Genomic DNA, 14,118 nt, shown 5'->3' with positions numbered 1-14,118 from the left:
TACCAGGGGTCCCGCCGTTTCGCCTTCCGACACGCCGACCGGGCGGTTGCGCCACGGACGGGCGGGTCGAGCCGCCATGATGGGCGGGTGGGGGAGGCAAGAGACACCGAGGGCACGACCGACACGCAGGCCCGACGGCCGCCCGCCGCGACCCACCCGGCCGACCCGCCCGGGCCGCTGCTCGGGCTGGACGCGGCCGGTGGGCTGGCCGCGCTGCGCGGCCTGCTGGCCCGGCCGCTGGCCTCCTACTACCTGCTGCTCTCCAGCGCCGGCCTGCTGCTGCTGATCGGCCTGACCATGGTCTTCTCCGCGACCAGCGTGAAGGACTTCGCCGAGGGCGGTGACGCGACCGCCTCCCTGGTCAAGCAGACCATCTTCGCCGTGGTCGGCATCGTGGCGTTCTGGGCGTGCCAGCGACTGCCCGCCAAGACCTTCCGGGCCGGCAGCCGCCCGGCACTCGGCATCGCCGTCGTGCTGCTGCTCCTGCTCAACGTGCTGGTCGCCCTGGAGGCGCTGTTCCGGGTGAAGTCGGTCGGCCCGCTCCGGGCGGAGCTGCTCTGGCTTTTCCTCGGCCCCGTCTCGGTGCAGCCGGTCGAGGTGGCCAAGTTCGCCCTCGTGCTGTGGGGCGCGCACGTGCTGGCCCGCAAGGGCGCCGCGCTGGGCTGGTGGAAGGAACTGGCCACCCCGCTCTTCCCGGTGGTCGGGCTGCTCTTCGTGCTGGTCGGCTACAACGACCTGGGCAGCATGCTCTGCCTGCTCGCCCTGGTGGTCGGCCTGCTCTGGGCGGCCGGGGTGCGGCTGCAGGTCTTCGCGGCGCTGTCCGCGATCGGCGTGGCCGGGGTGGGCCTGCTGGTCGCGGTGGCCTCGCTCGGCGCCGGTTCCGGCGAGCGGGGCGCAGAGAACTACCGGCTGGCCCGGCTCACCATGTTCCTGAACCAGTCCGATCCGGCCAAGTGCTTCGAGAACCAGTGCTACCAGCTCGTGCAGGCCCGCAATGCCATCGAGCACGGCGGCTGGTTCGGCGTCGGGCTGGGCAAGAGCAGTTTCAAGTTCGGCTGGCTGCCCGAGGCGCACAACGACTTCATCTTCGCCATCATCGCCGAGGAGCTCGGCGTGGTCGGCTGCGCCGTGGTGCTGGTGCTCTTCGCCGTGCTGGCGTACACCGGGCTGCGCATCGCCCGCCGGGTGGAGGACCCGTTCCGCCGGCTCGCCGCCGCCGGGGTCACCGCCTGGCTGGTCGGTCAGGCCGTGATCAACGTCGGCGGGGTCACCGGGCTGCTGCCACTGACCGGCGTACCCCTGCCGTTCATCTCCGACGGCGGCAGCGCCCTGGTGGTGACGCTGGCCGCGGTCGGGATGCTCGCCTCCTTCGCCCGCGCCGAGCCCGACGCGGCCCGAGCCCTGCATGCCCGTCCGCCGGCCCGGTGGGTCCGACTAGTGTGGGCCCCGTTGCCGCCGCTTCCCGGCCGGCGCCGCCGACCGGCGTCGCCGCCGGCGGACCGAGGGTCCGTGCCCCGGTCCCGCCCGCGTCGGCAGGACGACCAGGCCGCGGCCCGCGGCGCCCGGCCCGACCGGGCACGTGCCGGCACGGCGAACGAGAGGAGACGCTGATGGGTCCGCTGCGTTCGGTGGTGCTCTGCGGAGGGGGTACGGGCGGGCACATCTACCCGTTGCTCGCCTTCGCCGACTGCCTGCGCCGACACGACCCGAGCGTCCGGATCACCTGCCTCGGCACACCCAAGGGGCTGGAGAACGAGCTGATCCCGCCGGCCGGCTACGACCTGCGCCAGATCCCGGCCTACCAGCTGCCGCGCTCGGTCAACATGAGCCTGGTGCGCACCCCGGACCGGATGTGGAAGGCCGCCCGCGCCGCGGGCAAGGTGATCGACGAGGTGCGGGCCGACGTCGTGATCGGCTTCGGCGGGTACGTCTCGGTCCCCGGCTACCTGGCCGCCTGGCGGCGCGAGCTGCCCATCGTCATCCACGAGGTGAACGTGCCCCCGGGCGTGGCCAACCGGCTCGGGATGAAGTTCACGAAGAACGTCGCGGTCGGCTTCCCGCACCAGCCGGTGCAGGCAGAGTCGCTGCGCGACGCCCGGGTGGTCGGGGTGCCGCTGCGCCGGGGCATCGCCGGGCTGGACCGGGCCGCCGTGCGCAACGCCGCGCGCGCCCACTTCGGACTCCGTCCCGACCTGCCGGTGCTCTTCGTGGCCGGCGGCTCGCAGGGCGCCCGCTCGATCAACCTGGCGGTCTCCGGGGCGGCCAAGGAACTGGCCCGCAACGGCGTGCAGGTGCTGCACGTTATCGGCGCCCGCAACGAGCCGGTCTCCGTCCCCACCGACCTGCCGGTCCCGTACGTGACCCTGCCCTACCTGTCCGAGATGGAGCTGGGCTACGCGGCCGCCGACCTGATGCTGGGCCGCGGCGGCGCGATGACTTGCGCCGAGGTGGCCGCGATCGGCCTGCCCACCATCTACGTGCCCTACCCGCACAGCAACCAGGAGCAGAAGCGCAACGCGCTGCCCGTGGTGGAGGCCGGCGGCGGGGTGCTCGTCGACGACGCCGAGGTGACCCCGGCCTGGGTGGAGCGCACGGTGATCCCGCTGATCCGGGACCCGCAGCGGCTCGCCGCGATGGGCGCCGCCGCGGCCGCGTACGGCCGCCGCGACGGCGACGTGGCCCTGCTGAACTTCGTCTACGAGGCGGTGTCCCGCTGATGTGGGCCGCCGCGACCGGAAGGTACGTCCCATGAACACCGCGCAGTTCACCCCCGCCGGCACGATGACCGCGGAGGACCTCGGCCGGATCCACCTCATCGGGGTGGGCGGCGTCGGCATGAGCGGCCTGGCCCGGCTCTTCCTCACCCGGGGCCTGCCGGTCTCCGGCAGCGAGCTGCGGGAGTGGCCCTCCCTGGCCGGCCTGCGGGCGCTCGGCGGCACCATCCACATGAGCCACGAGGCGACCAACCTCGACGGGGTGGACACCGTGGTCTACTCCTCGGCCATCCCGCAGGACCACCTGGAGATGGTCGAGGCGCGCCGGCGCGGCCTGCGCGTGCTGCACCGCTCCGAGGCCCTGGCCGCCGCGATGACCGGCCGCCGGACCGTGGCGGTCGCCGGCACCCACGGCAAGACCACCACCACCTCGATGGTCACCATGGTGCTCCAGCAGGCCGGCACCGACCCGTCCTTCGTGATCGGTGGCGAGATCTCCGAGGTCGGCTCCGGCGCGCACCACGGCACCGGCGAGTACTTCGTGGTCGAGGCGGACGAGAGCGACCGCTCCTTCCTCATCTACCGCCCGTACGTGTCGATCATCACGAACATCGAGGCGGACCACCTCAACACCTACGGCGACCTGGCCAACCTGGAGGCGACCTTCGCCGAATTCGCCCGGCTCACCGACCCGGAGGGCTTCATCGTCACCTGCGCCGACGACCCGGGCGGCCGGCGGCTGGCCGAGACGCTGCGGGCCGAGGGGCGCCGGGTCTGGACGTACGGCGAGTCCGCCGACGCCGACCTGAAGCTCAGCGGGATGACCTCCTCCGCCCAGGGGGTGCGCTATCTGGCCGAGATCGAGGGCCGGTCGCTGGGTGAGATCCGGCTCCCGGTGCCCGGGCGGCACATGGGGTTGAACAGCGCCTCCGCGGTGCTCGCCGCGTACCTGCTGGAACTGCCGGTCACGTCGGCGGAGGGCGCGCTCGGCGTGTTCCCCGGCGTGCGGCGGCGCTTCGAGCGCAAGGGCGTCGCGGACGGCGTGCTGGTCTACGACGAGTACGCCTACCACCCGACCTCCATGACGCTGGCCCTGCAGACGCTGCGCGAGGTCGCCGGCGAGGGCCGGCTGATCGTGGTCTTCCAGCCCTACCGCCTCTACCGCACCCGCGACCTCCAGGCGGAGATCGCCGCGGCCCTCGGCATCGCCGACGAGCTGGTGCTGCTGGAGGTCTTCGGCCCGGGCGAGCTGCGCCAGCCCGGCGAGGGCTCGGCCGCGCTGCTCCAGGTGGTGCCGCTGCCCGCGGAGCGCAAGGTCTTCGTCGAGGCCTGGGACGACGTGCCGGCCGAGGTGGCCCGCCGGGCCCGGCCGGGCGACGTGGTGGTGACCATGGGCGCACCGCCGATCTCGCTGATGGGCGACCAGCTGCTCGACGCCCTGCTGGCCCGGTCCGGCGACGCGGCGGCCATCGGCACCGGCGTCGACCCGGACGGCGCGGCGGCCACGGCCGGATGAGCCCCGGCCCGGCCCGCGGCCGCACCCCCGGCCAGGACGGCGGGGCCGGCCGGCGCAGCCCGGCCCGGCGGTGGCAGCTGGTCCGGGCCGGCGCGGACGCCGTACCCCCGTCCACCCGGCGCTTCATGGCCCGGGCCCGGCAGCGGCGGATGCGCGCGGCGCTGCCCTGGGCGGTCACCGCCGCCGTGTTGGCGATCGCCGGGCTGGTCGCCTGGACCGTGCTGGGCACCGGCCTGTTCGGCGTCCGGGAGGTGCGGGTGGTCGGCGCCAAGCTGGTCACCCCGGTCGAGGTACGCGACGCCGCGGCCGTGCCCGACGAGGCTCCGCTGGCCCGGGTGGACCTGGCCGCCACCTCCCGCCGGGTCGGCGCGCTGGCTGCGGTGGAGCGGGCCTCGGTGGAGCGGGACTGGCCGGGCGCCCTGGTGATCCGGGTGGTGGAGCGGACCCCGGTGGCCGCGGTGCCGCAGGGCGACCGCTGGGCCGTGGTCGACCGTGCCGGCGTGGTCTTCCAGAACCTGGACCAGGCCCCTGCCGGGCTGCCGGTCGTCCGGGTCGGCAAACCGGCCCCCGACGACCCGGGCACCCGCGCCGGGCTGGACGTGCTCGCCGCGCTCAGCTCGAAACTGCGCGCCGAGCTGGTCGCGGTGGACGTGGCGGGGCTGGCCCGGATCACCCTGCTGCTGCGCGGCGACCGGAAGGTGGTCTGGGGCGACGCGGCCCGCAGTCCGGACAAGTCCAGGGTGGCCACCGCCCTGCTCGGCCGGAAAGCCGACACGATCGACGTGAGCGCGCCGGACGTGGTCACCTTCCAGTGATCCGCCGGTCAGCCGACGTGAGCCGGCCCGCTCCCCGGGCGACACGCCGGAAGGGTCCTTGGCTCAGCGCTCGGCGGCGCATACGTTGCCCCGAAGAGATCAGTGGTTGACATCGCTCTAAGCCTCTAGTAGAGGGTGAGGGTTTCAACCCTCGGCACAGCTGGGAAATGCTCCGCCGCTGGTCTGGCCAAGCCGTGTGGGGTCGGCCCATGCCAATCTCGAAGGGAAAGGACCGGAGATGACACCTCCGCACAACTACCTGGCGGTCATCAAGGTCGTCGGCATCGGGGGCGGCGGCGTGAACGCCGTCAACCGGATGATCGAGGTTGGGCTCAAGGGCGTCGAGTTCATCGCGATCAACACCGACGCGCAGGCGCTTCTGATGAGTGACGCCGACGTCAAGCTCGATGTCGGCCGGGAGTTGACCCGCGGGCTGGGCGCCGGCGCCAATCCCGACGTCGGCAAGAACGCCGCCGAGGACCACCGCGACGAGATCGAGGAGGTGCTCAAGGGCGCCGACATGGTCTTCGTGACCTGCGGCGAGGGCGGCGGCACGGGCACCGGCGGCGCGCCGGTGGTGGCCAACATCGCCCGCAAGCTCGGCGCGCTCACCATCGGCGTGGTCACCCGGCCGTTCTCCTTCGAGGGCAAGCGCCGCCAGGTGCAGGCCGAGTCGGGCATCGAGGAGCTGCGCAACCAGTGCGACACGCTCATCGTGATTCCGAACGATCGGCTGCTGGCGCTCGGTGACCGGAACATTTCCATGATGGACGCCTTCCGCACCGCGGACCAGGTGCTCCTCTCCGGTGTCCAGGGCATCACCGACCTGATCACCACGCCGGGTCTGATCAACCTGGACTTCGCCGACGTGAAGAGCGTGATGAGCGGCGCGGGCAGCGCGCTCATGGGCATCGGCAGCGCCCGCGGCGAGAACCGCGCCGTGGAGGCGGCCGAGGCGGCCATCTCCAGCCCGCTGCTGGAGCAGAGCATGGACGGCGCGCGGGGCGTGCTGCTCTCCATCGCCGGCGGCTCCGACCTGGGCCTGTTCGAGATCAACGACGCCGCCCAGCTGGTCACCGACGCGGCCCACCCGGACGCCAACATCATCTTCGGCGCGGTCATCGACGACGCGCTCGGCGACGAGGTGCGGGTGACCGTGATCGCGGCGGGCTTCGACGGGGGCGCGCCCGCCTACAAGGCGGTCGAGCCGGCCCGCAAGACCAACCAGAACCCGCCGACCCAGGCGAACGCGCCGGTCAGCCCGCCGGCCACCATGCCGGCCCCGCAGCAGTCGCCGCGCCGGGTGCTCTTCGACGACGTCGACGTGCCGGACTTCCTGAAGAACGGGTCCTGAGCCGCGCCGATGACCGACTCACCCACCACGGTGCGACCCGACCGTCGCGCCGAGCTCGCGGCCGGCCTCGCCCGGGTCCGGGCCCGCATCGCCGACGCCTGTGCGGCGGCGGGCCGGGACCGGGGCGAGGTCACCCTGGTCGCGGTGACCAAGACGTACCCGGCCGCGGACGTGGTCGCGCTTGCCGGGCTCGGGGTGACCGACGTCGGGGAGAACCGCGACCAGGAGGCGGCGCCGAAGGCCGCCGAGGCGGCCGCCGCCGGGGCCGCGCCGCGCTGGCACTTCATCGGCCAGCTCCAGCGCAACAAGGCCCGCTCGGTGGTCCGCTACGCCGACGTGGTCCAGTCGGTCGACAGCGTGCGGCTGGCGGCCGCGCTGGACGGCGCCGCGGCTGCCGGCCGGGAGCGGCCGTTGGACGTGCTGGTGCAGGTGAGCATCGACGGCGACCCGGCCCGCGGCGGGGCGCTGCCGGACGCGGCCGACCCGGACCGGGGGCTCGGCCCGGTGGCCGCGGCGGTGGCCGGCGGCGGCGCGTTGCGACTCGCCGGCCTGATGGCGGTCGCCCCGCTCGGCTGGGAACCGGACCGGGCGTTCGCCCGGCTGGCCGAGGTGACGGCGCGATTCCGCGCCGACCATCCCGGTGCGACGGTCCTCTCGGCGGGCATGAGCGGAGATTTGGAAATCGCGATCGGATATGGCGCGACACATGTCCGCGTCGGCAGCGCGTTGCTCGGAATGCGCCCCACGCTGCGGTAGCCTGACCGCGAAAGAGCAAATTACAGCAGTGTTGTTTCAGGAACGGCGTTCCCGTAGTCGGGGGCCGTGGCGGGCGGACCGCGAATCGCTCGCCAGGGGATTGCCGATCCGGTCCGGTGGGCAGTTGTCCACCCGTGATCAAGCGACACGGCAACGGGGGCGCGTGCCGCACGGCGGACGGAAGGGCGCGGGGATGGGTGCACTGCGCAAGGCGGGGGTCTGGCTCGGTCTCGTCGAGGAGGACGATGAGCGGGCGTACGAGGACGGTGGCTACGACAAGGGTGGCTACCGCGAGTCGCGCTACCGGTCGAGCCGTTACTCCGAGGAGTTCGCCGACGACGAGGACGACGAGTCCGAGGAGCCGCCGGCGACCCGGGGCCGGGTCGGCGACCGCGGGCGGCTGACCGAGCGCGCGTCGAGCCGCGCCGTCGAGGCCGACCGGGCCGAGGAGCGGCCGGAGCGGGCCGAGCGGTCCAGCGTCCGGTCGATCACCCGGTCGGGCGCGGGGGAGACCTCCGGCGCGCTGACCTACCACACCCGCGACAACCTCGCCCTGGCGCCGCAGGCCCAGCCGCGCGAGCGGGCGGTGGTGCCCGAGGACGAGCAGCGCTACCAGATCACCACGCTGCACCCGACCACCTACCGGGAGGCGCGCACCATCGGTGAGCACTTCCGCGACGGCGTGCCGGTGATCATCAACCTCACCGAGATGGATGAGGCGGACGCCCGCCGGCTGGTCGACTTCGCCGCCGGGCTCGCGTTCGGCCTGCGCGGTACGATCGAGCGCGTGACCAACCGGGTGTTCCTGCTCTCACCGGCCAACGTCCAGGTCACCGCGGAGGACAAGGCCAAGATCGCTGAGGGCGGCTTTTTCAGCCTGAGCTAGCCCGCACGACCGAGGGACGTCGCCTGCCGTGTTGTCGATCCTGTTCCAGGTGCTCTATTTGCTCCTGTATTTCTTCCTGCTTGTGCTGTTGGCCCGATTTGTCCTCGGCGCCGTTCTGGCCTATGGTCGCCGTTGGCAACCGGGCCGGGGAGCATCGGCGGGATTGGAAGTCGTGTGGAGCGTCACTGATCCGCCCCTGCGCGCGTTGAGGCGTGTGATCCCACCACTGCGAATTGGTACCGTGAGCATCGACCTGGCCTCCCTTGTGCTCCTGGTTATCCTGTTCGTGCTGATGGAGTTCGTGTTTAGGCGCCTGATCCTGGCCTTCGCCTGACCAGAGCGCTTTCGCGGCCGCAACTGACCCGAGGAGTTTCGATGCCGCTGACCCCGGCCGACGTCCACAACGTCGCCTTCAAAAAGCCGCCGATCGGCAAGCGGGGGTATGACGAGGAGGAGGTCGACGCCTTCCTGGACGAGGTCGAGCGCGAGCTGGCCCGTCTGATCGAGGAGAACAACGAGCTGCGCGCCCAGGTGGAGCGCGGCGGTCGGGGTGGCGCTCCCGCCGGCCCCGGCGGCGACGCCCGCCTCGCGGCGGAGCTCAACGACGTCAAGGCCCAGCTCGACCGGGTGCAGCGCGACAAGGCGGCCGCCGAGCAGGCGGCCCGGGCGATGCAGGCCGAGCTGGAGCAGGTCCGCGCGCAGGGTGGCCCGGCGGCCGCCGCCGCGGACGGCGAGCAGCAGGCGCTTCGCGTGCTCATGATGGCCCAGCGCACCGCCGACGACCACGTGTCCGACGCCCGGCGCGAGGCCGACCAGCTGCTCTCCGAGGCCCGTTCGAAGGCCGAGGAGGTCACCCGCGAGGCCCGCGCCAAGGCCGACGCCCTGGAGCGCGACGCCCGCCAGCGGCACCAGGAGGCCATGGGCGGCCTGGACGCCAAGCGCACCGCGCTGCAGAAGCACATCGAGGAGCTCAAGCAGTTCGAGCGCGAGTACCGCACCCGCCTCAAGGCCTACCTGGAGAGCCAGCTGCGTGACCTCGACGGTCGCGGCCAGGGCCTGGAGGCCGAGATGACCCGCTCCGAGGGCACCCGTGCCACCGGCGGCAGCAACGGCCTCGCCACCGCCGGCCTCGCCGGCTCCTACGGCGGCGGCCGCGCGGGCTCCCTCGAGTCCGGCCGCTGATCCCGCCGTCGGTGGCCGTCCCAGGGGCGGCCACCGACCGCGCAGACCGACACGACGCGGCCGGGGGTGAGCCGTGATAGCCGTCAGCATCCCGCTCATCCTCGTCGCGGTCGTGCTCCTGGTGGCCGGGCTGGCCGGTGGGTCCAGCCCGCTGCTGATCACCTCGATCGCGGCCAGCCTGCTGGCCGCCGTAGCCCTTGTCGCGGGCGCCCGCCAGGCGGTCGCGGCCCGGGGCGCGGCGGGCCGGGAGACCGGGTCGCGCCGCCGGACCGCGCCGACCGGCCCGTCCCACGACGGACCGCAGGTCGAGGTCCCGCACGTCACGTCGACGGTCGGCGCCGGTGCACCCGGGTGGCGGCAACCACCCGAGTCACCGGCGGCCGACCCGTTCGACGCTCCGGCCCGCACGGTCGACGCGCCGGCCGCCGCGTTCGAGCCGGCGGCCGACCCGTTCGACCCGCCGGCCGAGCCCTACTCGCCGCCCGCCCCGCGCGGACCGTCCCGGGCCGAGGCGGCGTCGGACGCCCCGGCGCCCACCTCGCCGGCGCCGGACGGCCCGTTCGAGGGCGACCCGCCCGCCGAGGTCCTCTCCGCCGGGGAGGTCGCCCGGCTGGTCCGGCTCGACGGCGAGGTCCGGGTGGTCGACGGCCACCCCCGCTTCCACCTGCCCGGATGCCCGCACCTGGTGGGCCGGGTCGACGAGCCGCTGCCGGTCGCCGAGGCGGTCGCGCTGGGCTTCACCCCGTGCGCCGGCTGCGCGCCCGCGACCACCCTGCTCGCCGAGGCCCGGCCGCACTGATCATGGTGGCCATGGACGACACGCTCACCGTCGCCGTACGCGTGAAGCCGGGGGCCTCGCGGGCCCGGGTCGGCGGCCGGTTCGACGGGCCGCACGGGCCGGCCCTGGTCATCGCGGTGAACGCGCCCGCGGTCGACGGCCGGGCCACCGAGGCGGCCCGCCGGGCCCTGGCCGACGCGCTCGGCGTACGGCCGGCGGCGGTCGCCCTGCGGGCCGGCGCGGCCAGCCGGGACAAGCTCTTCCTGGTCGAGCATCCGGCCCCCGGGCTGCCCGAGGTGCTCCGGCGGCTGCGGGACGGATCGGTCGGGTGAGGACCGTCCGGACCGGTCCCGGATGACGCCGGGGCTCGATGTCGCGCTGCTGATCGGCGCGGGCGTCCTGCTCGTCGCGGTGGGCGCGGTGCGGTTCTCCACCCGGCTCGGCGTGCCGAGTCTCCTGGTCTACCTGGCGCTCGGGGTGGCCATCGGCGAGGCCGGCCTGGGCATCCGCTTCGACGACGTCGAGCTGACCCGGGTGCTCGGCTTCTGCGCGCTCATCGTGATCATCGCGGAGGGCGGGCTGACCGCCCGGTGGAGCACCCTGCGGCCGGTGCTCGGCCTGGCCGCCGCGCTCTCCACGGTCGGCGTGACGGTCAGCATCCTGGTCGTCGGCGTGGTGGTGCACCTGCTGCTCGGCCTGGACTGGCGGCTGGCGCTGCTCTACGGCGCGGTGCTCTCGTCCACCGACGCGGCGGCCGTCTTCGCCACCCTGCGCCGGCTGCGCCTGCCGCCCCGCCTGGTCGCCACCCTGGAGGCCGAGTCCGGGATCAACGACGCCCCGGTGGTCATCCTGGTGCTGCTGCTGTCCCGGGCCGGGGTGGCGGCCTCCCACCCGTGGTGGCACGAGGTGCTCCTGGTCGGCTACGAGCTGAGCACCGGCGCCGCCGTCGGGGTGGCCGCCGGGATCGCCGGCCGGTACGTGCTGCGCCGGGCCGCCCTGCCGTCCGCCGGCCTCTACCCGATCGCGGTGGTCGGCTTCACCGTGCTGGCGTACGCGGCCGGCTCGGTGCTGCACGCCTCGGGCTTCCTCGCCGTCTACGTGGCCGGAGTGTTGCTCGGCAACGCCCGGCTGCCGCACCGGCAGGCCATCCTGGGCTTCGCCGACGGGCTGGCCTGGCTCGCCCAGATCGGTCTGTTCGTGCTGCTCGGCCTGCTGGTCTCGCCGAGCCGGCTGGACGCGGCGGTGCTGCCGGCGGTGGTCACCGGGCTGGCCCTGCTGCTGCTCGCCCGGCCGCTGTCGGTGGCGGTCTCCGCGCTGCCGTTCCGGCTCCGGCTGCCCGAGCAGCTCTTCCTCTCCTGGGCCGGGCTGCGTGGGGCGGTGCCGATCGTGCTGGCCACCATCCCGCTCTCGCTGCGGGTGCCGGGCGCCGACCGGCTCTTCGACGCGGTCTTCGTGCTGGTGGTGATCTTCACGCTGCTCCAGGCCGGGACCCTGGCGCCGGCGGCCCGCCGGCTCGGGGTGACCGCGCCGGCCGAGGCGGCGGAGATCCTGCTTGAGACGGCCCCGCTGGAGCGGATGCGGGCCGACCTGCTCCAGCTGGAGGTGCCGCCGGGCTCCCGGCTGGGCGGGGTGCACGTCGACGAGCTGCGGCTGCCGGTGGGCGCCTCGGTGACCCTGGTGCTGCGCGACGGGGTGGGCTTCGTGCCCGGCCCGGACACCCGGCTGAAGGTCGGGGACAGCCTGCTCATCGTGGCCACCGCGGAGGTGCGGGACGAGGCGGAGCGGCGGCTGCGGGCGGTGAGCCGGCGGGGTCGGCTGGCCCGGTGGTTTGGCGAGTACGGCGAGGACCGGACCGGCTGATCTGCTAGCGTTCCCTTTGCCCCAATTGGTGGCTGTTCGGGGCTGAATCGCGGTGCGACGGTGCGGCACGTTGTCGGAAGCCTGTACGTTCCGTATTCTTGCCACCCTCCGGAGTGCGCGGCCCCCGTCGCCGCGCGCCCGTTCTGTACATGGGGGACGCCGATGCCGGCGAGCCCCGCCCAGGCACGCTGACCGCCGCGGCACGCGGCTGAGGGAGCTGACGATGGCGAAGCCAGCCGACACCAGGACTGCCGGCCGTAAGCCGGTGGTGAAGGCCACCCGCAGCGCGGCGGAGACCGAGAAGATCCGGGCCGCCCTGGCGGCACGGCGGGACGAGCTCAACGCCGAGTACGATCAGACGCTGAGCGAGATCACCGAGCTGCAGCGCGACCGGCTGACCGACTCGGCCGGGGACGACCAGGCCGACACCGGCACCAAGACGTTCGAGCGCGAGCAGGAGATCTCACTCGCCAACAGCATCAAGGAGCGGATCACGCAGGTCGAACGCGCGCTGGAGCGCCTCGACGAGGGTGGCTACGGCTGGTGTGAGAAGTGCGGCAACCCGATCCCGGTGGAGCGGCTCGCCGCCTTCCCGTCGGCGACCCTCTGCGTGAGCTGCAAGCAGCTGGAGGAGCGGCGCTGACGTCCGTTCCCCGGCGGCCGAACGGCAGACGGTGACCGCCACCGTCGCGAGCGTCGATGGGGAGCAGATGACCGCAGCACCGCCCGCCGGGTCCGGCACCGCCGAATCGGGCACCGGCACGCCCCGCCGCAAGGCGACCGGCCTGCTGCTCGGCGTGGCCCTGGCCTCGCTCGTCGCCGACCTGGTCACCAAGCAGCTCGCGCTCTCGGAGCTCACCGGGCGGGGGCCGGTGTCGCTGCTCGGCGGCGCGGTCTACCTCAGCCTGACCCGCAACAGCGGCGCGGCGTGGAGCATCGGCTCCGGCCACACCTGGGTCTTCCCGCTGATCACCATCGGCGTGATCGCCTGGATCGCCTGGATGGCGCTGCGGCTGCGGTCGGTGCCCTGGGCCGTGTCGCTGGGGCTCGTGCTGGGCGGTGCGCTGGGCAACCTCACCGACCGGATCTTCCGGGCCCCCGGGCACTTCGTGGGCCACGTGGTCGACATGGTCAGCCTCTTCGACCCGTACGGGCAGGTCTGGCCGGTGTTCAACCTGGCCGACAGCTCGCTGGTCTGCGGCGTGCTGCTGGCGGTGTTCCTGGAGCTGACCGGCCGGCAGCGGGACGGCTCCCGGGCCACCGCCGAGCGGTCCGACGTCGAGGCCCCCGCCGAGCAGCGGGAGCGCGCGTGACCTCCGCCTTCGCCGCCGGCGGCGACCACCGGTCCCTGCCCGTCCCGGACGGGCTCGACGGCATGCGGCTGGACCAGGCCGTCTCCCGGCTCTTCGGGCTGTCCCGGACGGCCGCGGCGGCGCTGGTCGACGCCGGGGACGCGCTGGTCGACGGCGCGGCCCGGCCCAACTCGCACAAGGTCAAGGCGGGCTCCTGGCTGGAGGTCACGCTGCCCGCGCCGGCCGCCCCGCCGACCGTGGTGCCGCAGGCCGTGCCGGGCCTCACCGTGGTCTACGCCGACGACGACATCGTGGTGGTGGACAAGCCGGTCGGGGTGGCCGCCCACCCCAGCCCCGGCTGGACCGGCCCGACCGTGATCGGCGGGCTGGCCAGCATCGGCCACCGGATCTCCACCAGCGGCGCCGCCGAGCGGCAGGGGGTGGTGCACCGGCTCGACGTGGGCACCACCGGGGTCATGGTGGTGGCCAAGAGCGAGCAGGCGTACACCGCGTTGAAGCGGGCGTTCAAGTACCGCGAGGTGGAGAAGCGCTACCACGCGGTGGTGCAGGGCCACCCGGACCCGCTGCGCGGCACCATCGACGCGCCGATCGACCGGCACCCGCACCACGACTACCGCTGGGCCGTGGTCTCCGGCGGCAAGCCGAGCATCACCCACTACGACACCCTCGAGGCGTTCCCGTCGGCCAGCCTGCTCGACGTGCGGCTGGAGACCGGGCGTACCCACCAGATCCGGGTGCACCTCTCCACGCTGCGGCACCCCTGCGTGGGCGACCTGACCTACGGCGCCGACCCGACCCTGTCCGCCCGGCTCGGGCTGAGCCGGCAGTGGCTGCACGCCCGCTCGCTGAGCTTCCTGCACCCACGCACGGGCGACGAGGTCACCTTCGTCAGCGACTACCCGGACGACCTGGCCCGGGCGCTGGAGATCCTCGGCGACTGACCC

The 14,118-nt window shown here is 74.0% G+C and carries 15 protein-coding genes; all 15 read left to right on the top strand.

The window, feature by feature from the left end:
- Window positions 1–204 precede the first annotated feature (204 nt).
- The 15 genes from AB0F68_RS25765 (at window position 205) to AB0F68_RS25695 (ending at window position 14,115) form a co-directional block, all read left to right on the top strand.
- Window positions 205–1,611, top strand: a complete 1,407-nt coding sequence (locus tag AB0F68_RS25765; protein WP_357342785.1) for a putative peptidoglycan glycosyltransferase FtsW — start codon at window positions 205–207, stop codon at window positions 1,609–1,611.
- Window positions 1,611–2,717 carry an undecaprenyldiphospho-muramoylpentapeptide beta-N-acetylglucosaminyltransferase gene (murG, locus tag AB0F68_RS25760; protein WP_357342739.1) on the top strand — a complete coding sequence of 369 codons (1,107 nt, stop codon included), beginning with the start codon at window positions 1,611–1,613 and terminating at the stop codon, window positions 2,715–2,717. The genes AB0F68_RS25765 and murG overlap by 1 nt, the downstream gene beginning before the upstream one ends.
- Before the next feature lie 31 nt (window positions 2,718–2,748).
- Window positions 2,749–4,230: a UDP-N-acetylmuramate--L-alanine ligase gene (gene murC / locus AB0F68_RS25755; RefSeq protein WP_357342737.1), complete on the top strand. Its 1,482-nt coding sequence runs from the start codon at window positions 2,749–2,751 to the stop codon at window positions 4,228–4,230.
- A complete protein-coding gene (locus AB0F68_RS25750; RefSeq protein ID WP_357342734.1) occupies window positions 4,227–5,045 on the top strand; it encodes an FtsQ-type POTRA domain-containing protein in 819 nt (272 codons plus the stop codon). The genes murC and AB0F68_RS25750 overlap by 4 nt, the downstream gene beginning before the upstream one ends.
- A 238-nt stretch (window positions 5,046–5,283) precedes the next feature.
- Window positions 5,284–6,399: a cell division protein FtsZ gene (gene ftsZ / locus AB0F68_RS25745; RefSeq protein WP_357342732.1), complete on the top strand. Its 1,116-nt coding sequence runs from the start codon at window positions 5,284–5,286 to the stop codon at window positions 6,397–6,399.
- Window positions 6,400–6,408: 9 nt separating this feature from the next.
- Window positions 6,409–7,155, top strand: a complete 747-nt coding sequence (locus tag AB0F68_RS25740) for a YggS family pyridoxal phosphate-dependent enzyme (protein ID WP_357342730.1) — start codon at window positions 6,409–6,411, stop codon at window positions 7,153–7,155.
- Between the two features lie 193 nt (window positions 7,156–7,348).
- The gene (gene sepF / locus AB0F68_RS25735; RefSeq protein ID WP_357342728.1) at window positions 7,349–8,041 is read left to right on the top strand and encodes a cell division protein SepF; all 693 of its coding nucleotides are present in this window, start codon (window positions 7,349–7,351) and stop codon (window positions 8,039–8,041) included.
- A 28-nt stretch (window positions 8,042–8,069) separates the two neighbouring features.
- The gene (locus AB0F68_RS25730; RefSeq protein WP_091268049.1) at window positions 8,070–8,375 is read left to right on the top strand and encodes a YggT family protein; all 306 of its coding nucleotides are present in this window, start codon (window positions 8,070–8,072) and stop codon (window positions 8,373–8,375) included.
- A gap of 41 nt (window positions 8,376–8,416) precedes the next feature.
- Window positions 8,417–9,223 carry a DivIVA domain-containing protein gene (locus tag AB0F68_RS25725; protein ID WP_357342725.1) on the top strand — a complete coding sequence of 269 codons (807 nt, stop codon included), beginning with the start codon at window positions 8,417–8,419 and terminating at the stop codon, window positions 9,221–9,223.
- A gap of 73 nt (window positions 9,224–9,296) precedes the next feature.
- A complete protein-coding gene (locus AB0F68_RS25720) occupies window positions 9,297–10,022 on the top strand; it encodes a hypothetical protein (protein WP_357342723.1) in 726 nt (241 codons plus the stop codon).
- Between the two features lie 11 nt (window positions 10,023–10,033).
- Window positions 10,034–10,333, top strand: a complete 300-nt coding sequence (locus AB0F68_RS25715; protein WP_357342721.1) for a DUF167 domain-containing protein — start codon at window positions 10,034–10,036, stop codon at window positions 10,331–10,333.
- 22 nt (window positions 10,334–10,355) lie between these two features.
- Entirely contained in the window at window positions 10,356–11,861 is a 1,506-nt protein-coding gene (locus AB0F68_RS25710) for a potassium/proton antiporter (RefSeq protein WP_357342718.1), read from the top strand.
- Window positions 11,862–12,084: 223 nt separating this feature from the next.
- Complete coding sequence (locus tag AB0F68_RS25705; RefSeq protein WP_357342716.1) at window positions 12,085–12,504, top strand: TraR/DksA C4-type zinc finger protein; 420 nt, start codon at window positions 12,085–12,087, stop codon at window positions 12,502–12,504.
- 67 nt (window positions 12,505–12,571) lie between these two features.
- Entirely contained in the window at window positions 12,572–13,174 is a 603-nt protein-coding gene (gene lspA, locus AB0F68_RS25700) for a signal peptidase II (protein ID WP_357342714.1), read from the top strand.
- Window positions 13,171–14,115, top strand: coding sequence for an RluA family pseudouridine synthase (locus AB0F68_RS25695; RefSeq protein ID WP_357342712.1), 945 nt, complete (start codon window positions 13,171–13,173; stop codon window positions 14,113–14,115). The genes lspA and AB0F68_RS25695 overlap by 4 nt, the downstream gene beginning before the upstream one ends.
- The last annotated feature ends 3 nt before the right edge of the window (window positions 14,116–14,118 follow it).

This window comes from Micromonospora sp. NPDC023966 (assembly GCF_040639095.1).
In the GTDB taxonomy this organism is placed as follows: domain Bacteria; phylum Actinomycetota; class Actinomycetes; order Mycobacteriales; family Micromonosporaceae; genus Micromonospora.
Note: the sequence above shows the minus strand (reverse complement) of the source record. Positions and strands in the feature narration are given on the sequence as shown.

Bases quoted from the DNA above. Each gene is read 5' to 3' on its own strand.
- AB0F68_RS25705 (WP_357342716.1), top strand. From the start codon at position 12,085: ATGGCGAAGCCAGCCGACACCAGGACTGCCGGCCGTAAGCCGGTGGTG.
- murC (WP_357342737.1), top strand. From the start codon at position 2,749: ATGAACACCGCGCAGTTCACCCCCGCCGGCACGATGACCGCGGAGGAC.
- sepF (WP_357342728.1), top strand. From the start codon at position 7,349: ATGGGTGCACTGCGCAAGGCGGGGGTCTGGCTCGGTCTCGTCGAGGAG.
- ftsZ (WP_357342732.1), top strand. From the start codon at position 5,284: ATGACACCTCCGCACAACTACCTGGCGGTCATCAAGGTCGTCGGCATC.
- AB0F68_RS25740 (WP_357342730.1), top strand. From the start codon at position 6,409: ATGACCGACTCACCCACCACGGTGCGACCCGACCGTCGCGCCGAGCTC.
- lspA (WP_357342714.1), top strand. From the start codon at position 12,572: ATGACCGCAGCACCGCCCGCCGGGTCCGGCACCGCCGAATCGGGCACC.
- AB0F68_RS25715 (WP_357342721.1), top strand. From the start codon at position 10,034: ATGGACGACACGCTCACCGTCGCCGTACGCGTGAAGCCGGGGGCCTCG.
- AB0F68_RS25710 (WP_357342718.1), top strand. From the start codon at position 10,356: ATGACGCCGGGGCTCGATGTCGCGCTGCTGATCGGCGCGGGCGTCCTG.
- AB0F68_RS25725 (WP_357342725.1), top strand. From the start codon at position 8,417: ATGCCGCTGACCCCGGCCGACGTCCACAACGTCGCCTTCAAAAAGCCG.
- AB0F68_RS25750 (WP_357342734.1), top strand. From the start codon at position 4,227: ATGAGCCCCGGCCCGGCCCGCGGCCGCACCCCCGGCCAGGACGGCGGG.
- murG (WP_357342739.1), top strand. From the start codon at position 1,611: ATGGGTCCGCTGCGTTCGGTGGTGCTCTGCGGAGGGGGTACGGGCGGG.